Source organism: Gordonia asplenii (assembly GCF_012933505.1).
Classification (GTDB): Bacteria; Actinomycetota; Actinomycetes; order Mycobacteriales; family Mycobacteriaceae; genus Gordonia; species Gordonia asplenii.
On sequence record NZ_JABBNB010000018.1, the window covers coordinates 20,603 to 40,118 of the forward strand.

The window sequence follows — 19,516 nt, forward strand, 5'->3', positions numbered from 1 at the left end:
ACCGGCTCACCGCCGCACCGCGTGCTCGACGTCAACGCCGGCCCGCTGATCGGGGTCAAACTGCACCTCCTCACGCGAAAGTCGTTGGGCGGCATCCAAACCGACCTGTCCTCGCGAGCCCTCGACGACGCGGGCGAGCCGATCAGCGGGCTGTACGCGGCCGGTGAGGCCGCCGGTTTCGGCGGCGGCGGCCTGCACGGATACAACTCGCCGGAGGGCACCTTCCTCAACGGCTGCATATTCTCCGGACGGGCCGCGGGGCGCGCGGTGGCCGGCACGAGTTGACCGACCGTCCGTTGCGGTCAGCCGGCCACCTACTCCCCGCTGCGCCCCAACCGATTCCAGAATTGATGGACCAGACCGCTGCGCGTCGCGATCACTTCGACGTCGAAGCGGGACTCGATGCCGCCGAGCCCCTCCCACAGACTGACCCCCTCGCCGAGGACGATCGGTTCGACGGTGAGGTGCATGAAGTCGATCAGATCGGCGTCGAGGAAGCTGCGCACCGTCGACGGGCCGCCGCCGATCCGGATGTCGGCGTCACCCGCGAGTTCCCGCGCCTGCGCGATGGCCTCGTGCGGTGAGGCGTCGACGAAGTGGAAGGTCGTGCCGTTGGCGAAGTCGATGGACTCGCGCGGGTGGTGAGTCAGCACGATGACCGGTGTCTGAAACGGCGGTTCGTCCTCCCACCAACCGCGCCACTCGTCGTCGGACCACGGCCCGGTTTGCGGTCCGAACTTCCCCCGCCCCATGATCTCGACGCCGACGCCCTGCCCCCAGATGCTGGTGGCCGTACGGTCGGCGGTGATCGGGGCGTCGGCCGAGTGCACTCCACCGATGAATCGCCCGTCGAAGTGCGCGAACAGCAGCTCTGCGCCGCCGATGGGGTGATCCAAGGTGATCGTGGTGCCCGCCGCGTAGCCGTCGAGCGAGATGTTGAGCAGGTCGACGCGTACTCGGGACGGTCGGGACATGGTGAGCCTCCTGGGTGAAGTGACTTCCGTTCCGACAGTATTGCCCAGGGGTCTGACATCCGTTGACCAGACCGGACGGCCAGCGGCATCCTCGACTCGACAGCCACCGTCACGACTCCCGGCGGCCCGCCGACCGCCGCCGGTTCGCTGACGGATTACATTGCGTCATAACAACTTCGACACCACACACCGGGCGCTGACTTCACTCCCGCCCGCGCATGACCACCCTCGGCCGGACAGACACCGATGACTGACAAGGCGATTCACCGCTCGTCGCACTTGACCAAAATTTTGGTTGTGTGGAAAACTGTAGCGGAGCGCAACCGCAGGCACGGCACCCGCGAATCGCGAACCTTCGACCTCAGGAGTATCGAATGTCTAACTCTCGCAAGCACATCGGCGAGTTCACATCGTCTGGATCGTGGAGCGGCTACTGGCAGACCGCGGTGAGCGATGTGGCACCGCAGGTCCTCACGATTCGGGGCTACCGCGCCGAAGAGATCATCGCGAAGCTCTCCTACGCGGAGACGCTGTTCATGACGATGCGCGGCGAACTGCCCACCCCGAGTCAGGCACGGGTCTTGGACGCGGCACTGTGCGCCGCACCCGATCACGGCTTGATCTCGGTGCACGCATCGACGGCGCGCTTTGTGGCATCGGTCCAGCCGTCGACTCCGGTGCCCGCGATCGCGGCGGGGCTGCTGTGCTGCGGCGAAGTCACGATCTCTCCTCAGGGATCTGCGACGCTGATCGAACGCGGGGTGCGGATGATGGCCGAAGGGCAGCGCATCGCCGACGCCGCCGCCGCGCTGGTCGATGAGCACATCGCCGCACGGATTCCGGTCCCCGGCATCGGCCATCCCAACCACAAGGAAGTCGATCCGCGCGCTGCGGCGCTGCGCAAAGTTGCTGAGACGGAAGGGGTTTGGGGTGAGGGCGGACAGTTCTACGACGCCTTGCACAAGACATTCCTCGAGCGCAAGGGGATCATCCGGCCGATGAACGTCGACGGAGTGTTCGCCTCGGTGTTGCACGATCTCGGTTTCACCGCGCGGCAGATGCCCGGCATCGCGATGCTGTCGGTCCTGCCGGGGATCATCGCGCACGTGGACGAAGAGATCACCGACGGAATTCCGATGCGGGTGATCGCCGACAGTACCTACACCGGGCAGGCGCAACGCCCTCTGGAATCAGGCCACTGGGCGCCAACCGCCCCGTCGACCGTGCCCGCATAACAACTTCTCGATCGTATCGGCACCACTGAGCTGAGGTCCACATGCCTTTTGGCACAACGCATTCCACCGAGTCGTCGCCGTTGCCGCTGGCGGGGATCCGAGTCCTGGACTGCACACGCTATCTGCCCTTCTCCTACGGTTCTCAACTGCTGGTGAACCTCGGTGCCGACGTGATCAAGGTCGAGCCGCCCGGGGGCGAGGACGGCCGCGCGATGCGCACGACCTTCGACGCCGTCAACGCAGGCAAGGACAGCCTGACGATCGACTTCAGAACTGCCGCAGACGCCGCGCGGTTCCTCGGCATGGTCGACGACGTCGATGTCGTCTACGAAAGCTTCCGGCCCGGCGTGATGGCAGGCTTCGGCCTGGCGCCGAAACAGTTGCTCGAACGCAATCCCGCGTTGATCGTCTGCTCGGCGACGGGGTACGGGCAGAGCGGCCCGTACGCGCAACGGCCGGGGCACGACCTCAACTACCTGGCGGTCGCCGGGGCGCTGGTATCACACACCGATCGAGGGCCGATCCTTCCTGGATTTCCGGTGGCGGACATGTCGGCCGGCGTGTTTGCCGCACTGTCGATCACCGCGGCCGTATTGAGCACCATGCGCACCGGCATCGGCCAGCACATCGATCTGAGCATGTGCGACGTCGCGTTGTCGATGAACATGTTCTCGGTCGCATCGGGCCTCGGGGGCTCAGCCGGGCTGCCGTGGCCGCAGATCACCGTCGGCGACTGTCCTTGCTACGGGGTGTGGCAGACATCCGACGGACAGTGGATCGCGCTGGGCAATATCGAGCCGAAGTTCTGGCGCAACTTTCTCGACGAGATCGGACTGCCTCAGTACCGCGACGATGCGCTCGTCACCGGTACGCGTGCCCGACATATCCGCGCAGAGATCGCGGAGGTGATCAACAAGGACACCGCTGCTCGCTGGGACGCGCGGCTCTCCGCCATCGACGTGTGCTACTCCCCGGTCAACGACATGTCGGCAGTGGGCACCGACGCGCAGGTGCGCCATCGCGGCTTTCTCCGTGAGTTGGACTCCACGTGGACGGTCGCATTTCCCGTCAATTTTTCAGGCTTCGAACCCAAGTTCTTCAGCGACGTCCCCGTCGCCGGGCAGTCGGACATTTCTCAATAGCGTTGCGCTCGCTGGAACACCTCCTAGCCGACGAGCGAGCCCCCTTGGGTGGTCTAGCCGACGGGCGGGCGCAGCGAGCCCGCCGGCATATCGTCGAGACCCCTGAGCTACACGAACTCCGATCATCACCGGAAAAGCGCAGTGGCAGAGCATAACTCGCATGACCGAGAACGCGATGACGGTGGTGGGTGCGTCGACTACGGTGTCTGACGCGATCTCGATACGCCGACGAGCTCGTTCACTTCGACTCGTTCCTCGCTCAGTACGGCGCCTCGCACGACGGCCACTCGACCAGCCAGCGGCAGCGCCCCGATCACCGCATCAGCGCTGTCAACTGACCCTATTGGCCCTAGAACTGGGATCGCGCGAACCTGTCAGCGGCGTCGTAGCCGGCGGTGAACGATGATGTGAACGGTAGCTGGAGGAAGCCGTGCGGGCTTGCGTCGTAGACGTGGGATTCCACGGATCGGCCCAATCGGCTGATCGCGGCCGCCATCTGGCGCGACTGCAGCAACAGGGGATCACGGGATCCGACCGCCAAGAACGCGGGCGGCAGCCGATCGGCGGCGAGTATCGGGTTCAACCGCGGGTCCGCGCGCAAGCTGTCGAAGTCGTCCACGTGCAGGTACAGCTGCTCGTCGCGCGTCGGGCCACCGATGATCGGCCCGATGACGGGCAAAGCCTGATAGAAGTCGAAGATCCCATAGAAGAGGAGGATCGCGCGCGCGGCTTGCGCGCACTGACCGCATGCGACTGCCGCCGCGGCCAGATTGGCGCCCGCGGAATCACCGACGACCACCATGCGGTCGATGTCGCCGCCGAGCCCGGGCCCGTGGGTGAGGACCCAGTCGATCGCGGTGCGGCAATCGTCGAACCCGCCCGGAAAACGATGTCTGGGGGCGCGCCGATAGTTCGGTGCCACCACCAGATAGCCGCGCGCCGCGAATTCCGCCGCGACTCGGCGGTAACCCCGGGGTGTTCCCGTCGTCCAGCCTCCGCCGTGGATGTAGAGCGCGATCGGATGTGGACCCATCCCGATCGGCGTGGTGATCTCGGCGTTCAGCGTCCACGAAACACGTTCTGCCATAATGATTTCGTCGATCGCGGCGACCGCGGGCGGGTTGGCGTCGGATACCCTCTCGAAGGCGGCGAGGAGATCGCGGAGGCCGACGCCCGGCGGCAACTCGAAGGTTTCCGAGTAGCGGGTCAGCATCGCATGGTCGTCCAAGATGCACGTCCTTCATGTCATCGCTGGTTCGAGCGAGCCGGCATGGCCGGGCTCAGCGCCGGGGAAGTGCCGCCAATCCGGCGGCGATGGCGGGCGCCACGAGATCGCCCGCGGTGTCGAAGCCGGCCCCGACCGTCTGCTGTCGGAGGTGACGGTAATAGATGCCCTCCAGGATCGCCGCCCGCTTGTAGTGGGCCAATGCGACGTACCAGTCGAGTTCGTCCAGGTCTCGGTCGCATCGTCGTGCGTAGCGCTCGACGATGTCGGTGGATGTCGGGTAGCCGCGGGCCGAGGTCGCATCGAACGGATTGTGCCGACCGTGTCCGACGCTCTGGTCGGGGCTGCGCGATACCAGCAGCGCCAAGTCGGTCAGGGGGTCACCGAGGGTCGACATCTCCCAGTCGAGAACGGCGGCCACCTCGTCGTCGTCGGTGAATAGGAGATTGTCGAGTTTGTAGTCACCGTGGATCAGGGACGCGCTGGTGCGATCGGGGGTGCGTGCGCGCAATCGATCGTAGAGTTCGTCGACGCCGTCGAGGTCGCGTGACCGCGATGCCTGCAGTTGTGAGTGCCAGCGCCGTACTTGGCGGAGCAGAAACCCTTCGGGGCGGCCGAGGTCGGCCAGGCCCAACTCGCCGGGGTGCAGACTGTGCAGGTCGGCGAGGTGATCGATCATCCGCAAGGCCACCGCCTGGGTGCGTTCGGTCCCGATGGCGTCGAGTTGTCCGGCGCTGCGGTAGGCGATTCCGTCGACCCATTCCATGAGGTAGAACGGTGCGCCGAGGATCTGTTCGTCGGTGCAGAGCAGAAATGTCCGCGGGACCGGCAGGGGGCTGTCGGCCAGCGCGTGGAGCACGCGGTATTCGCGGGCGACGTCGTGCGCCGTCGCCAGGACGTGGCCCAATGGCGGGCGGCGCAGGACCCACCGGCGTGCCGAATCGCTGATCACGTAGGTGAGGTTGGACCGGCCGCCGACCAGTTGCTCCGCAGCCGGCGACGATCCCGGCGGGTCGGTGAGGTGAGTGGCCAGGTAGTCGCCGAGCGCGCGCAGATCGAGACCTGGCGGATCGGCCGGTGCCGCGGCGTCGTGAGTCGGCCGGCCGGACTGGCTCAGAGTCATTGCGCCGCCGGTGCGGCCGGGTAGAACTTCGCCGTCCAATTGCGCACCTCCGCGAAGGCTCGCCCTTCTTCACGGGCATAGGCCGGCCGCTGGGTGTAGCGCATGTGTTCCCATATCTGCCAGTCACGTTCGAACACCTCACGGTGCGCGCCGCGCAGCATTACCGCCGCGGTCCCCGTCGGCTGGTCGCCCTCGTCTCCGTCGCTGCGGGGCAGCCAGGCGGTCATTCGCATGGTGGCGTTGCCCGGGCTGGTGGGTGTCGTGCAGATGGTGGTGACTTCACCCGAGGCGTCGGCGTCGGCGTCGGCGGAATCGGCTGTGCCGAAATCGAATCCGTGTCGGGAGATGACAATCCCGACTCCCCAGGCGGTGATCTCCACCGCCTGGCCAACCGGTCCGCGCTTGGTGTTGAGGGTGCCGCGCATCCTGCTGGAGAACGAGTATCCGTCCGGCCCGTAACCGTCGAGTTGGATGTACTCCGCCCACTTGTGGACGTGAACCAGGTGCGCCCCGTCGACCTGGTTTTCGACGACGAATTGCGGGTGGCCGCCCGGGAGCGGTTCCTCGCGCACCGCGTGGGGGTAGATCGGGTAGTAGTTCGGCGAACCGTGCTCGGCAATCGCGGGCATCGGGTCGTCCCATACCGGGTCGGCACCGTCGACGTGGTACCACGCGAAGATGAGGCCGCTGACGACTCGAATCGGCAAGGTCTTCAGTCGCCGCGCACGGTTGACGCGACTGCTGTAGGGGACGTCGACGACCTTGCCGGCGCTGTTCCACGCCCATCCGTGGTATGGGCAGACGATGCAGTCGTCCTTGACTTCACCGCCGTACCCCAGGTGCGCACCCATGTGGCCGCAGTACGCAGCCATCAGGTGAAACTCGCCTGCCGTGTCGCGGTAGAGAACGAAGTCTTCACCGAACACCGTCAGCGGTTTCACACCGCCTGGGGCCAGCTCACCCTCCCAGCCGATCTGGTACCAGCCCATCGGGATGTCGACCGCCAGCCGCACGGTGGTCTGGGTACCTGTGGTTACTGTCATGGTGACTACCTCATACGTGGTCGGAGATTGAGAACTACCTGGGCGAGAGCCCGTTCGGTGGCGAGACATCGGGTAGATGGGAGGTGAAATTCATTGGCAGGCAACATCATCCGCAGACGCGCGAGCAAGTCCTGCACTATTTCCCTCATCTGAGCTTACGACACAATCCCCGCAAAACCAAGCAATTTTTTGGTCGGTACTCAGTGTTGGGCCGCACCGGCCCGAAGGCTGCGCGTCAACGCATCGCGGTGCTCGGGCGCTGCGATCGCGATGAGTCGGCGGGCCCGCTGCGCCGCACCGCATCCCCGCAGCCACGCGACGCCGTGCTCGGTGACGACGACGTCGACGTCGCAACGCGGTGTGGTCACCAAGCTGCCCGGCAACGCGGGCAGGATGTTCGAGGATCCCGCCGAGCTCGCGCGCAGGATGACGATCGACCGTGCGCCGGTCGTCGCGGCCGCGTGGGCGAAGTCGACTTGGCCGCCGACCGCACCGATGTAGGTGCCCTGCCGGACCTCGGCGTTGACCTGGCCGGAGAGGTCGACGCTGATCGCGGAGTTGACGGCACCAGGTTGTCCAGTTGCGCCAGCACCGCCGATGCGTGCGTATAGCTCGTCGGGCGCACCGCGATGGGCAGGTCGGGCATGGCGTCGTAGAATGCCCGGGACCCGACTGCGGAGCCGACGACCACGAGACCCGCGTCGGTCCCCTTGAAGCACCCGGTGACGGCACCTCGACTGATCAGGGCCAGTACCTCGGTGGTGATGATTCCGGAATGAATCCCGAGATCACGGTGGTCGCTGAGTGCGCCCAGCACCGCGGCCGGGAGCGGGCCGACGCCGGTCTGAACGGTCTCCCGGTCAGAGACGAGCTCGGCGACGCTGCGCGCGATCGTCATGTCTACCGCGTCCGGCGCCCGCTGCGGCGCGGTGCGGAGGGGCCGGTCGGTGGAGATCGTCGCGGCGAATCTGCTCAATGGGATTCGGGGCGCCCGCGGGGTGTCCGGCATCTGATCGTTGATCTCCCCGATCAGTGTGCGCGTGTGTGCGATCGCGTCGGCCGCATAGTCGGCGCCGACTCCCATCGAGCAGGTGCCGTCGACGTCCGGGCGGGACACCTGGACGAACCCGACGTCGGTCGGCAACCGTCGCTCGGCGAAGAGTCTCGGCAGGGTCGAATAGTGACAGGGCAGCACGTCGAGCCGACCCGCTCGGCTCTGCGCGCGCAGATCTCCCAGCGCGCCGTATGAATGCAGCGAGATCCCGGCGAGAGGTTCGGTCGTCAGTCGCCGATCCCAGCTCAATCCGCAGAACGCGTGGATGGGGCCGAGGTGATCGGCCTGATCCAGCAGCGCGTGCACCAGCGGAGTGGGTTCAGCTGCGCCCTGGCCCCACCACACGCCGACTCCGGGGTGCAGGTGGGCTGCCAGATCAATCGTCGCGTCGGGACTGCGCTGTCGGTGACCGCCGGCCGTCAACTGAGTGCCACCGGTGTGCAATAGCGCTCGCGCACTTGATGTTTGAGTAATTTGCCCATCGAGTTGCGCGGTAGCCGATCGGCGATCTCGATGCGCTTGGGCACCTTGTAGCGGGCGATCCGGTCTCGGCAGAAGCTCACCACGTCGGCAACGTCGATGGTGGCGCCGGGGCGTGCGACGAGTATCGCGGTGACCACTTCGCCCCATTTCGGGTCGGGCGTGCCGATCACAGCGACGTCGGCGACGGCGGGGTGGGCGTGCAGAACGTCTTCGACCTCGGTCGAGTAGACGTTCTCGCCGCCGGTCACGATCATGTCCTTGATCCGCCCGCACAGGTGCAGATAGCCGTCGGCGTCGATGAAACCCGCATCGCCGGTGTGCAGACCGCCGTCGTGCAGGATCGCCGCGGTCGCCTCGTCGTTCTTGGAGTAGCCGATCATCGGGTTGGGGCAGGTCACGACGAGTTCACCCACCGTCCGCGCCGCGGGGGCGCCGTCGCTGGGATGGATGACGAGCCCGACGCCTGCGACCGGGCGCCCGGCGGCGAGCAGCAACTCCGGGTGCCCGTCGAGTGCCCGGACATGGTCGGCTGGGGTGAGCGTGGTGGTCAGCAGACTTTCGGTCATGCCGTAGATCTGCAGGAAATGCCGTCCGAGGTCGCCCAGCGCGCCGCGCAGGATGACTTCGGCGATCGGAGACCCGCCGTACATGATCAGGTTGAATCGGTAGTCCGCGGGCTCGCGCCGGGGGATCCGTTCGAGGCAGGCGTGGATCATCGACGGTACGAGGAAAGTCCACGAGATCGGGTGGCGCACCGCGGCGTCGAGGACGGCGTCGACGTCGAATCTCGGTTGTGTCTGTACGTGGCCACCCCAACAGGCCGTCGTACGCCACATGATCAACGCCGCGCCGTGAAACAGCGGCGCGACGACCAAGCTGCGGCCGTTGCGCAGGCCGTCCCACGGTTCGACCATCTGTGCCCACTGCGAGATGCTCATCGTCATCGAGTCGTGGCTGTGCAGCACGCCTTTCGGCTGGCCCGTCGTACCGCTCGTGTAGAGCTGCACATCGATGTCGTGATCGTCGCCACAGCCGGCACGGTCCGGCCGCGCGGCTCCCGGCGTCAGTCGCGCTGCGGCCGTCCAGCCGGGCCGGTCGACGGCTCCGAGCGCAACCCACGAACCGACGTGTTCCAACCTCGTGCGCACGGTTTCCATTGCCGCACAATAGTTCTCACCCACGAATACGATGCGCGCCTCCGCGTGGTCGATGAGCTGGGCCCACTCGGCTGGGTTGAGTCGGGTGTTGAGCGGGACGAGGACGAGGTTGGCTTTGGTCGTCGCAAGGTCGAGTAGCAGGAAGTCGACGCTGTTGTCGGCGACTACCGCGACTCTGCTCTGCGGCGGTAGATCGCCGAGCGCCGCGGCGAGCGCGGTCGAGTCCCGGTCGGCGTCGAGGTAGGTGAGTTCGCGCGAATCGTCGGTCATACACGGATCCTGCGGCCGCATACGCACCTGATAGGCGAAGTAATCGGTGAATTTCATGTTGGGTCCTTGCCTAGTGATCGGCGTCGGTGCGCAATGCGGTGGTCAGCCGGTCGACGACGTCGCCGAGGCCGGCGGGCGCGGTGCCGGTGCAACCGCGGATTCCGATGTGGCCGTCGTCGTCGGAGTCGAGGACGATCACGAGGTGCGGATTCCAGAGCGGTGTGTCGATCGCCGCGCGATGGAGGGCCGGGATCCACGACGGGTCGCGGCGGTTGCGGCGAGTCACCGCGACCGTGATCGGGTGCGACTGTGCCGCGCGGACGGCGACCATGGGGCCCGCCGGGCTGATCAGCGCATCGGGCGCGACCGGGTACGGGTGGAGGCCGAGCCGCGTCAAACCGTCGACGACCCTGGTGGTCGCACGGCTGCCAGGAGTCCCGTCGACGAGCAGGCAACTGGTGCCGCAGGGCTGCGGGCCGGCCATCGGCGGCGGGACGGTGTCGTCGGTGAAATTGGGGGCCAGGTGTGTGATGTCGCGAACCGACATGTCGGCCGAATCGATTGCGTGGACGGCCGTCTGACCCAGTCGGGCCTCATCGAGTGCGGCGCCCGTCAGTTCCGTGCCGAACAGCCGCGCGCCGAGTAGTGCCGCGCCGCGAAGTCGCGCCGACGACAACGCGGCGTCGCGCAGGTCCGCTTCGCACAGGTCGGCTCCGTCCAGGTCGGCGTCGCGTAGATTCGCCCCACACAGTTGGGCGCCGGTGAGGACGGCCCGCGCCGCACTGACCGACCGAAGATCGGCGCGGCGCATACTCACTCCGGGAAGATGCGCCTCGGTCAGCGTCGCTTCGACCAGTAGGGCGTCGTCGAAGGATGCCGGTTGTCGACGATCGCGGCCGGCGGCCAGATCGGCGAGCCAGATCGACTGCCATCCGAACCGGGCCCGCGACAGTCGCGCACCGCGCAGGTCGGCACCGTCCCACCGAGACCCTTCGAGATTGGCACCCTCGAGGCTGACTTCTCGGGCGTCGACGCCGGAGAAGTCGGCGTCGCGTAAATCGCAGCCGTCCAACCGCGCGCCGCGAATACAGGTCGACGACCACATCGCCAAGGCCCCGCGCAGGTCCGCGCCACGAAGATCGGCGCCCCGCAGATCGACGTCCTGCAACCGGGTGCCACGCATCCGCGCCGACTGGAGATCCGTTCCGCGCAGATCGACACCATCGAATTCGCGGTACTCCAGGTCAACTCCCGACACGGGGGTGCTCATCGCGCGTACTCCCGACGTTGCGCGGCCGCATGATCTTCCTCCTGGAGGACCATGCGGTCACTCAGCTCGCCTGCTCGCGCGCCGGGCAGGCCCAGCCACTCGGCGAGGACTTGCTGGTTGTGTTCGCCCCGATACGGCGCGGGCCCACGCGGACCCGACCGTGCGGCGGAGAACTTGTACGGCGTGTTGGTCACGCGACGCGTCGCGCCGTCGCGTCCGTCGACGTCGACTGCCACCGCGCGCGAATACGCCAGGGGGCTGGTCAGCGCATCGCCGGGCGAGCGGATGTCGGCCCACACGAGGTTGGCGGCATCCAGTGCGGCACACGCGTCGGCCCGGTCGTCGAACGCCAGGAGCCATTCCTGCACCAGTCGCCGTCGGGTCGCGATCTTCTCCGCGACCGGCGTGTCGGGGGCGAGTCCGTCGGCGAGGTCGAAGGTCCGGCGCAGCCTGCCCCAGGTGTTGTACAACACGCTGGCGATGATGATGGGTCCGCCTGGCGCAGACCAGATCTCGCCGCCGACCCGCGCAGCGGAATACCCGTCGAGGTAGTTGTGCGCGTAGTCGTCGGTGGCGACCATGGCGTCGAACATGCTCATGTCGATGTGCTGACCGGTGCCCGTCGCCTCGGCCAGCCGGACCGCGGCCAGCACCGCGATGGCGCCGTGCAGGGCCGCGTTGTAGTCGCCGACGGCCAGCGCGAGATCGGTCGGATCGCTGTCGTCCAAGGTGGCCTGGCGTGCCATCAGGCCCGCCTCGGCGTGTACCACCGACGCATAGGCTGGGCGCGGTGAGTCAGCGCCCGTCTGGCCGAATCCCGAGATCGACAGCACGACGAGGGACGGCCTGCGGGCCAGTAGAGTGTCGGGAGCCAGTCCTAGTCGGGCCATCACGCCGGGGCGGAAGTTCTCGATCACCACGTCGGCCCGGTCGATGAGATCGAGCAGCACCTCGACACCCTGCGCGGTCCGCAGATCGATGCACACGTTGCGTTTGCCGACATTGAATTGGGTGTAGAAGCCGCTCAGGCCCGCGCGAGTCGCACCGAAGTGGCGCGACTGATCGCCGTCGGGCGCTTCGACCTTCACGACGTCGGCGCCCAGGTCGGCCATGATTCGCCCCACATAGGGTCCGGCGAGCACCCGGGACAGATCGACGACGCGCAGTCCGGCCAGCGGTGACGGTAGGTCAGATGTCATGTCAATGCCTCAGCTGTATTTGGCCAGTTCGTTCTTCGCGACCGACCTCAGGTGTACGTCGTCGGGTCCGTCGAAGATCCGCATTGCGCGGGCGCGGGCGTAGAGACCGGCCAGCGGGGTGTCGTCGGTGACTCCCTTGCCGCCGTGAATCTGGATGGCGCGGTCGATGACGTCGCAGGCGACGCGCGGCGCGACGATCTTCACCGCCGAGATGTCCCCGCGCGCATGCTTGGCACCATATTTGTCGATCTTCCAGGCGGCGTGCAGCACAAGGTGTCTGGCCTGGTCGATCGCCAGTCGGCATTCGGCGATCTGATGTTGCGCGGCGCCCAACTCGGCCATCGGCTTTCCGAAGGCGATGCGGGCGTGGGCTCTGCGGCAGGCGAGTTCGAGCGCACGCTCGGCCATCCCGATGACTCGCATGCAATGGTGGATGCGGCCGGGACCAAGGCGCCCCTGGGCCAGGGCGAATCCGTCGCCTTCGCCGCCGAGCAGGTTGGCGGCGGGCACCCGGACCTCGTCGAAATAGACTTCGCCGTGGCCGTGCTGGTCGTGGTAGCCGAAGATCGGGAGGTCACGGACCACGCGGATCCCCGGAGTGTCTGCGGGGACGAGGATCAACGAGTGCTGGCGGTGTCGGGGTCCGTCGGGATTGCTCTTTCCCAGGACCAGCAGCACCGCGCAGTTGGGGTCGGCTATCCCCGAGGTCCACCATTTGTGCCCGTCGATCACATAGTCGTCGCCGTCGCGGCGGATCGTCGTCGCGATGTTGTTCGCATCCGACGAGGCGACGTCGGGTTCGGTCATGGCGAATGCCGACCGGATGTCGCCGTCGAGCAACGGCCGCAGCCACCGGTGTTTTTGCTCGCCGGTGCCGAACAGATGCAGGATCTCCATGTTCCCGGTGTCGGGGGCCGCGCAATTGAGAGCTTCCGGGGCGATATCCGGCGAGCGGCCGGTGACCTCGGCGAGGGGTGCGTAGTCCAGCACCGACAAGCCCGATACGTCGGGGAGGAACAGATTCCACAAGCCCTGCGCGCGTGCCTGCTTCTTCAGCGACTCGACGATCGGCGGCAGTCGGTGATCGTTGTGGCCCTGTTCCATGCGCCACGACGCATAGTCGTCCTCGGCGGGATAGACGTATTCGTCCATGAAGTCGTTGAGGCGTGCCAGATAGTCCCGTGCGGTCGGCGACAATTCGAAGTCCATCGTCGGCCCCTACGCTCCGGAGATCTGTCGGTCGGCGTCGCGCCAATACTCCTGGCGGACGGCACGTCGAAGCAGCTTCCCGACGCTGCTCTTGGGCAGCGGTTCGGATCGGAAGATGACGCTGGTCGGCTTCTTGACCGACCCGACGATGCTGCGACAGAAGTCGATGAGCTCGTCCTCGGTTGCCTCGGTTCTATCGCGGAGTACGACGACGGCGCGCACCGTCTCCCCCCATCGATCGTCGGGGACGCCGATGACCGCGGCCTCCAGCACAGCGGGGTGGCTGTAGAGCGCGTTTTCTACCTCGGCCGGCCAGACGTTGAACCCGCCGGAGATGATCAGATCCTCCTTGCGGTCGGCGATGTAGAGGAAGCCGTCGTCGTCGATGTAGCCGATGTCGCGGGTGCGGACCCAGCGTCCGTCGATCATTCGTTCTGCGGTCGCCGCGGGATCTCCCCAGATGCCCTGCATCACGCCCGGTGCCGCGATCACAATCTCTCCGAGTTCGCCTGTCGGACAGCGGTTTCCATCGTCGTCAAGGATCTTGACGAAGGAGTTTGCGGCAGGCCGGCCCGCCGAACGCAGCCAGTGGCGCTCGCGCGGGGTTCCATCCACGACGTGATAGCGGGGCGGCAGCGCAGCAGCCGGAACGCATTCGGACTGACCATAGAGCTGGTACATCACGTTGCCCCACAGCTTCTGGGCCTCGACGAGAGTGCGCTCGGCGATCGGCGACGCACCGTAGAGGACACCCTTGAGACTCGACAGGTCACGCGTGCCGGCCGACGGATCGGTGACCATCATCTGGATCATGGTGGGGACCACGATCGCGTATCCGCATTTCTCCCGCTCGATGAGGTCGAGAGCGTTGCCGACGTCGAATTTCGGCATCACCACCTGGCATGCGCCATGGGCGATCATCGGCCAGACGAGCAGGCATGACATATGCGACAGCGGGCCAGCCACCAGCTGCGCGTCGCCTGCCTCGATCCGCGGCAAGAAGAAGGCCACCTCGTTGCCCGCGGCCGCCCATCCCCGCCAGGAGTGGGCGATGGCTTTGGGCCGGCCGGTGGTACCGGCGGAGAATCGCAGGATGTGAGTGTCGTCCACGTCGACGACGACCTCGGGATCGATACCGGAGGACTCGGCCAAGACCGCGTCGTAACTGAGCGCGTCACCGGTGGCCTGACCGTGCACGATGACGTGCTCGACCGACTCGGCCTCGTCGAGCCGTCCCGATACCTCGGCGAGATGGGTGTCCTGGATGATGAGCGCTTTCGCGCCGGTCAGGTTGAGCATGTACACGTGGGTGTCGGCGGTGTTCTGGGTGTACATCGGCGATCTGACCAACCCCGCCAGCGCCAGCGCGCATATCTCCTCGACGGATTCGAACTGATTGTCCCCGAGCGTGGCGACTCGATCCCCCGGTTTGAGTCCCATGTCGACGAGCGCGGCGGCCAGTCGGCATGAACGTTCGTAAAGTTCTTTGAACGTCAGTCGCCTGCCCTCGTACACAACCGCGTCGAGGTCTCGATATTGTTCGCTGCTCTTTCGCAGCAGGTCGCCGATCTGCATTGTGCCACATGACCTTTCGTGTTCTTCTGAGTGAGTTGTCGATGCGCGTCGGCGGCCCTGCGAGCGCACCGAGCCGGAATCGTCTTGTTGTGAAGCCTGTCACACAATCCTCACCCAAGCAAGATTTTGGTTGGTGATTGTCGACGGCGATTGCCCGCGAAACGGGACGCATCAACGATCGGTGAAGACCGGGACGCGTTTCTCGATGAAGGCTGCTGCGGCCTCCGCGGTGTCATTGCCCGCCTGACAATGGACGTGGCGCTGCGCTTCCCGATCGAGTTGGTCGGACAGACTCAGGTGCAGCGAGTCGTTGAGGTTGGCCTTGATTCCGCGCAGCGCGCGGGGCGCCGAGGCCGCGAGCCGCTCGGCGACGGACAGGACGGTCGCTTCCAGTTCGGCGGCGGGGACGGTCCCGTTGACCAAGCCGATCCGGAGCGCCTCGGCGGCGTCGAACCGCCCGGGCAACAGGTAGAGTTCCCGCGCTCGGGCCGGCCCGACGATGCGCGGCAGCGTCCATGAGCCACCGAAGTCGCCGGACAACCCGGCGGTCAGGAAGGCCGTGTTGAACTTTGCGGAGTCCGCGCAGTAGCGCAGATCCGCCGCGCATGCCCAGGCGAGCCCCGCTCCCGCACAGGCTCCGTTGATCATCGCGATCGTCGGCTTCGGCATCTCGTGCAGGAGTTGGGTGGTGCGCATCCTCTTGCGCAACACACTGATCCGCGAGTTCGCGCCGGTGTCGCAAGCAGCGCGGTTGGCGATTCCGGCCAGGTCGCCGCCCGCGCAGAAGGCCTTGCCCGCACCGGTGACGACGACCACCCGAACGGCTTCGTCGTCGGCCACCGCTTCCAGCACGCCGAGCATCGCGTCGAGCAGTTCGGGGTTGACGGCGTTGAGTCGGTCGGGTCTGTTGAGTGTGATGAGCCCGAGCGGGCCTCGTCGTTCGAGGAGGACGGTGTCTGACATGAGTGCTCCCTTGTCGTCGGGTGAATGGGTCTCCTGGCGAATGGGTAATGCGGCTACCGGCGGCCGCCGTTGACGTAGATCGTTTGGCCGGTGACATGTCGGGCGTCGTCACTCGCGAGGAAGGTGACCACGGCGGCGATGTCGTCGGGCTGGGCGACGCGGCGCAATGGAGTCTCACCGGCGACCTTCTGTTCGAGCTGTTCGGGCTCGGCTCCGACGCGGCGCGCCGACGCGGCTGTCATCGGCGTGGACACCCACCCCGGTGCGACCGCGTTCACGTTGATTCCGTACGGGCCGAGTTCCATCGCCAGCGTCGCGGTGAGACCCTGGACGCCTGCCTTCGCCGCGGAATAGTTGACCTGGCCGCGATTCCCGCGGGCAGCGGTGCTACTCAGATTCACGATGCGGCCGTACTTCGCGGGCACCATGTGACGTTGTGCGGCGCGGCTCATCAAGAACGCGCTCTTGAGGTTGACGTTCAGGGCGACGTCCCAGTCCTCGTCGGTCATCTTGTGAACGAGGTTGTCGCGGTTGATGCCGGCGTTGTTGACGACGATGTCGAGGCCGCCGAAGTCGGCCGCGATCTCGGCGATCGTGTCTTCGACATCGGAGGTGAGGGTGACGTCGCACGCGTACCCCCGAGCCGTTCCGCCCGCGTCGGAGATCTTCTGCGCCTCGGCGCGGGCGGCATCCTCGGCGAGATCGATGATCGCGACATGGGCTCCCTGCGCGGCGAGTCGTTCAGCGGTCGCCGCGCCGATCCCGCGGGCGCTTCCGGTGACCACGGCGACTCGATTGGTGAATCCCTGCATGTGTTTCTCATTTCTTGTGCGGTTGCGTGAGTTGGATGCGGCGCGGCGTCGCCGGGCTCAGCGATAGAACCGGCCGACGGTTTAGGCGATGCAGGCAGGCTTGGCGACGCCGTCGCATTCGATGCGTACCAGCAAGGTGATCTGCGTGCAGTTCTCGCTCACCTCGGTCACCTCCTGGACTTCGGCGCCCGCCCGGATTCGGGAACCGACGACGACCGGGGCGACGAAGCGGACCTTGTTGAGTCCGTAGTTGACTCCCATCCGCACCCCATTGAGTGAATAGATCTCCCGGGTCATCGCGGGGATCATCGACAGGGTCAGATACCCGTGGGCGATGGTGGTTCCGAATGGGCCGTCGGCCGCGCGGACCGGATCGACGTGGATCCACTGTTCGTCGGCGGTGATCCGGCCGAACCCATCGACGCGTTCCTGGTCGATGGTGTGCCATTCGCTGTAGCCGAGGTGACCCTCATACGAGGCAAGCTCGTCGATGGTGGCGAATTCGCGCATGATGTGCTTCTTTCATCTCCGGGTCCCGCCCGGATGGCCGCCGTCGGCGAGCGCCGGATCGACCTTCGCAACATACCAAGCAAATTTTCGGTTGGCAATGGCGGGCGGGAGGCGGTACTGATTTCGATAGTGTTGTGGTCCAACGAGTTACGCTGCGTACGTCGCGCCACGGCGGACCCGGCACGGCGTGTGAAACTCAAAACTCGATCGTCAGCGAGTCCGAGTCAGGGTGTGCCTGGCAACCGAGAATGTAGCCGTCGGCGAGTTCCTCGGCGTCGAGTGCCGCACTGGTGTCCATCGTCACCGACCCGGCGCGGACCCTGCAGAAGCATGATCCGCATTCGCCTTCGTTACACGAATAGGGGACGTCGATGCCGTTGGCGAGCATGATGTCGACGAGACTGCGATGCTGCGGCCAGCGCAGCTGATGAGTCTGACCGTCGAGGTGGACGGTCACCTGAGCTCCGGATTCGTCGCCCTCGTCGTCGACTGTCGCGGCCGACGTGAACGGATCACCCGTGAGGGAGTTGAAGGCTTCGACGTGTATTCGGTTGCGGGGCACCGACAAAGCTGTCAGCGCTGCACGAACGGCGGCCATAAAGGGCGCCGGGCCGCAGACGAATGACCTACGGTCGACGTACGGCGCGAGCAGGCCGGTGAGCTGAGTGGCGCTCGGGCGGCCTTGGACCGACTCGAGCCAGTGAACCGCAGTCAGCCGCGCGCTGTGTTCGGCTTGGAGTTCGCGGAGCTCGCGCTGGAAGATGATCGACTCGCCGTCTCTGTTGGCATAGAGCAACGTGACGTGGGCGGTGCCGCGGGCGAGCACCGATTTGAGGATGGACATCACCGGTGTGATGCCGCTGCCGCCCGCGATGAGCAGCACATCCTCGTCGAGGTCGGTCGGCGTGAAGGCACCGGCGGGTACCAGCGCCTCGATCCGATCCCCGATGCGGACGTGATCGCAGATCCAGTTCGACGCGTACCCGCCGTTCGTGCGTTTGACCGTGATCTTCGGTTGACTGTCGGTGATCGGCGAGCTGGCCAGTGAGTAGCAGCGGGCGACCGATCCGGTCTGGTCACTGGGGACGCGCAGCGTCAGGAACTGGCCCGGCGCATAGGAGAACCTGTGACGATCGGCCGCGGGGACATCGAATTCCACCGAGCAGGCGTCCGCGGTTTCCGCGATCACGTTGCTGACGTCGAGAAGAACACCCCGCGACGCGGTCGGTGGGTCTGCTGGCGACATGGAAGCCCCTGTTCTGACGGTAGGGAGTTGGGGGGCGTGCGCCTGGCCGGATATCGGCGCGGCCAGGCGCACGCATGATCACGGAAATATGCGCTTGAGCCAGGAGATCGCCACCCGATACCAGTCCTGGGTATTGCGCTGCATGTTCAGGCAGTGGCCCGAGTCTTTCAGCACATAGGTCTCCAGAACTGCGTTCGGGTAGGCGGACTTCTCTTGCCGAAGCAACGACTGACTGTTCCGGCAATCCGATCCGAGCGGACCGCAGAAGATATTGTCGAATTGCCCGGACACGTCGAGAACCGGACCGGAAATGCGGTTTGATGTTCCGTTGAACAGGATGAGCGGGAACTGTGCGAGTTCACCGGCGGTGGTGGTGTCTTCAGCATATTTCGCGTCAGCCACCGGCACGCCTGGATCAGTGTCTGGAGCGTTGTAGAACAGTGCGCTTCCGCGAGTTCCGGGGATCGAGGTGAAATACGCCTCGTCGCGGTTGGCGAAGCGCGGATCGAGCTTCGCCGGATACACCACCGAACGGAATTCGGGTAGCCCGCTCGGATTGAGCTTGTGCTGAATACCTGTGGCGATGAGGCCGTCGGTGTCGTGATAGGTCGCGGTTTCGAGCATCGCGGTAATGGTGCCGAGCGAATGTCCGACGAGAACGACTCTGTGTGCCGCTCCGGTGAGACCGGCGATAGCGCCGGTACGCAGTGCCCGCACGAGTTGGTGAACGACGTAGGCGTTGACGGTGACGTCGACGCGTACGCCGGGCGGATGAGAACTCCGGCCGGTGCCGATCCGGTCGATGTTAAACGTCCGATAACCATGTTCGTTCATGGTCCGCACATAGGAGTAGGTGTCCGGCCGGTACGGCAGATCCCAGTAGGCGTGGTTGTAGGTTCCGCCGGCCAGCAGCAGTTGGACCGGCCTGTCCATGCCGCCACCCGCCGGTGAGCACAGTTCTCCGTACACCTGGTAGTCGGCCGGGGTCCCCGGAGCCAGTGCCACCCGGGTCGTGCTCGGCACGCA

The 19,516-nt window shown here is 66.2% G+C and carries 16 protein-coding genes and 2 pseudogenes; 3 read left to right on the plus strand and 15 right to left on the minus strand.

The window, feature by feature from the left end:
- Positions 1 to 12: 12 nt before the first annotated feature.
- A pseudogene (locus HH308_RS17010) lies at positions 13 to 285 on the plus strand (FAD-binding protein); the annotation flags it as partial.
- Positions 286 to 314: 29 nt separating this feature from the next.
- On the opposite strand, the gene HH308_RS17015 reads toward HH308_RS17010, so the two are convergent.
- Positions 315 to 974 carry a dihydrofolate reductase family protein gene (locus HH308_RS17015; protein WP_170195425.1) on the minus strand — a complete coding sequence of 220 codons (660 nt, stop codon included), beginning with the start codon at positions 972 to 974 and terminating at the stop codon, positions 315 to 317.
- A 374-nt stretch (positions 975 to 1,348) separates the two neighbouring features.
- Between HH308_RS17015 and HH308_RS17020 the strand changes: the two genes are divergently transcribed.
- Both HH308_RS17020 and HH308_RS17025 read left to right on the plus strand, forming a co-directional pair.
- Positions 1,349 to 2,209 (plus strand): citrate/2-methylcitrate synthase, encoded by an 861-nt coding sequence (locus tag HH308_RS17020; RefSeq protein ID WP_170195426.1) that lies wholly within the window; start codon positions 1,349 to 1,351, stop codon positions 2,207 to 2,209.
- Positions 2,210 to 2,250: 41 nt separating this feature from the next.
- On the plus strand, positions 2,251 to 3,351 hold the full coding sequence (locus tag HH308_RS17025) for a CaiB/BaiF CoA transferase family protein (protein ID WP_170195427.1): 1,101 nt from the start codon (positions 2,251 to 2,253) through the stop codon (positions 3,349 to 3,351).
- 349 nt (positions 3,352 to 3,700) lie between these two features.
- On the opposite strand, the gene HH308_RS17030 is transcribed toward HH308_RS17025, so the two are convergent.
- From HH308_RS17030 to HH308_RS17095, 14 genes and pseudogenes are all read right to left on the minus strand, one after another.
- Positions 3,701 to 4,579 (minus strand): alpha/beta hydrolase, encoded by an 879-nt coding sequence (locus HH308_RS17030; protein WP_170195428.1) that lies wholly within the window; start codon positions 4,577 to 4,579, stop codon positions 3,701 to 3,703.
- A gap of 52 nt (positions 4,580 to 4,631) precedes the next feature.
- Positions 4,632 to 5,699: a phosphotransferase family protein gene (locus tag HH308_RS17035; protein WP_170195429.1), complete on the minus strand. Its 1,068-nt coding sequence runs from the start codon at positions 5,697 to 5,699 to the stop codon at positions 4,632 to 4,634.
- Positions 5,696 to 6,742, minus strand: a complete 1,047-nt coding sequence (locus HH308_RS17040; RefSeq protein ID WP_170195430.1) for a Rieske 2Fe-2S domain-containing protein — start codon at positions 6,740 to 6,742, stop codon at positions 5,696 to 5,698. The genes HH308_RS17035 and HH308_RS17040 overlap by 4 nt, the downstream gene beginning before the upstream one ends.
- A gap of 200 nt (positions 6,743 to 6,942) precedes the next feature.
- Positions 6,943 to 8,177 (minus strand): annotated as a pseudogene (locus HH308_RS17045) (acetyl-CoA hydrolase/transferase family protein).
- A 38-nt stretch (positions 8,178 to 8,215) separates the two neighbouring features.
- The gene (locus HH308_RS17050; protein WP_170195431.1) at positions 8,216 to 9,763 is read right to left on the minus strand and encodes a class I adenylate-forming enzyme family protein; all 1,548 of its coding nucleotides are present in this window, start codon (positions 9,761 to 9,763) and stop codon (positions 8,216 to 8,218) included.
- A 13-nt stretch (positions 9,764 to 9,776) separates the two neighbouring features.
- The gene (locus HH308_RS17055; protein ID WP_170195432.1) at positions 9,777 to 10,976 is read right to left on the minus strand and encodes a pentapeptide repeat-containing protein; all 1,200 of its coding nucleotides are present in this window, start codon (positions 10,974 to 10,976) and stop codon (positions 9,777 to 9,779) included.
- Positions 10,973 to 12,175 (minus strand): CaiB/BaiF CoA transferase family protein, encoded by a 1,203-nt coding sequence (locus HH308_RS17060; protein ID WP_170195433.1) that lies wholly within the window; start codon positions 12,173 to 12,175, stop codon positions 10,973 to 10,975. The genes HH308_RS17055 and HH308_RS17060 overlap by 4 nt, the downstream gene beginning before the upstream one ends.
- Before the next feature lie 9 nt (positions 12,176 to 12,184).
- Entirely contained in the window at positions 12,185 to 13,384 is a 1,200-nt protein-coding gene (locus HH308_RS17065) for an acyl-CoA dehydrogenase family protein (RefSeq protein WP_170195434.1), read from the minus strand.
- Between the two features lie 9 nt (positions 13,385 to 13,393).
- Positions 13,394 to 14,959, minus strand: coding sequence for a class I adenylate-forming enzyme family protein (locus tag HH308_RS17070; RefSeq protein WP_170195435.1), 1,566 nt, complete (start codon positions 14,957 to 14,959; stop codon positions 13,394 to 13,396).
- A gap of 171 nt (positions 14,960 to 15,130) precedes the next feature.
- A complete protein-coding gene (locus HH308_RS17075; RefSeq protein ID WP_170195436.1) occupies positions 15,131 to 15,922 on the minus strand; it encodes an enoyl-CoA hydratase in 792 nt (263 codons plus the stop codon).
- Positions 15,923 to 15,975: 53 nt separating this feature from the next.
- Entirely contained in the window at positions 15,976 to 16,734 is a 759-nt protein-coding gene (gene fabG / locus HH308_RS17080) for a 3-oxoacyl-ACP reductase FabG (protein WP_170195437.1), read from the minus strand.
- An 81-nt stretch (positions 16,735 to 16,815) separates the two neighbouring features.
- Positions 16,816 to 17,244 carry a MaoC family dehydratase gene (locus HH308_RS17085; protein ID WP_170195438.1) on the minus strand — a complete coding sequence of 143 codons (429 nt, stop codon included), beginning with the start codon at positions 17,242 to 17,244 and terminating at the stop codon, positions 16,816 to 16,818.
- Positions 17,245 to 17,440: 196 nt separating this feature from the next.
- Positions 17,441 to 18,490, minus strand: a complete 1,050-nt coding sequence (locus HH308_RS17090) for a ferredoxin--NADP reductase (protein ID WP_170195439.1) — start codon at positions 18,488 to 18,490, stop codon at positions 17,441 to 17,443.
- A gap of 78 nt (positions 18,491 to 18,568) precedes the next feature.
- Positions 18,569 to 19,513 carry an alpha/beta hydrolase gene (locus tag HH308_RS17095; protein WP_170195440.1) on the minus strand — a complete coding sequence of 315 codons (945 nt, stop codon included), beginning with the start codon at positions 19,511 to 19,513 and terminating at the stop codon, positions 18,569 to 18,571.
- Positions 19,514 to 19,516 lie beyond the last annotated feature (3 nt).

Coding starts and splice junctions, on each gene's coding strand:
- HH308_RS17085 (WP_170195438.1), bottom strand. CDS start 17,244: ATGCGCGAATTCGCCACCATCGACGAGCTTGCCTCGTATGAGGGTCAC.
- HH308_RS17060 (WP_170195433.1), bottom strand. CDS start 12,175: ATGACATCTGACCTACCGTCACCGCTGGCCGGACTGCGCGTCGTCGAT.
- HH308_RS17065 (WP_170195434.1), bottom strand. CDS start 13,384: ATGGACTTCGAATTGTCGCCGACCGCACGGGACTATCTGGCACGCCTC.
- HH308_RS17050 (WP_170195431.1), bottom strand. CDS start 9,763: ATGAAATTCACCGATTACTTCGCCTATCAGGTGCGTATGCGGCCGCAG.
- HH308_RS17075 (WP_170195436.1), bottom strand. CDS start 15,922: ATGTCAGACACCGTCCTCCTCGAACGACGAGGCCCGCTCGGGCTCATC.
- HH308_RS17090 (WP_170195439.1), bottom strand. CDS start 18,490: ATGTCGCCAGCAGACCCACCGACCGCGTCGCGGGGTGTTCTTCTCGAC.
- HH308_RS17040 (WP_170195430.1), bottom strand. CDS start 6,742: ATGACAGTAACCACAGGTACCCAGACCACCGTGCGGCTGGCGGTCGAC.
- HH308_RS17015 (WP_170195425.1), bottom strand. CDS start 974: ATGTCCCGACCGTCCCGAGTACGCGTCGACCTGCTCAACATCTCGCTC.
- fabG (WP_170195437.1), bottom strand. CDS start 16,734: ATGCAGGGATTCACCAATCGAGTCGCCGTGGTCACCGGAAGCGCCCGC.
- HH308_RS17070 (WP_170195435.1), bottom strand. CDS start 14,959: ATGCAGATCGGCGACCTGCTGCGAAAGAGCAGCGAACAATATCGAGAC.
- HH308_RS17035 (WP_170195429.1), bottom strand. CDS start 5,699: ATGACTCTGAGCCAGTCCGGCCGGCCGACTCACGACGCCGCGGCACCG.
- HH308_RS17055 (WP_170195432.1), bottom strand. CDS start 10,976: ATGAGCACCCCCGTGTCGGGAGTTGACCTGGAGTACCGCGAATTCGAT.
- HH308_RS17025 (WP_170195427.1), top strand. CDS start 2,251: ATGCCTTTTGGCACAACGCATTCCACCGAGTCGTCGCCGTTGCCGCTG.
- HH308_RS17020 (WP_170195426.1), top strand. CDS start 1,349: ATGTCTAACTCTCGCAAGCACATCGGCGAGTTCACATCGTCTGGATCG.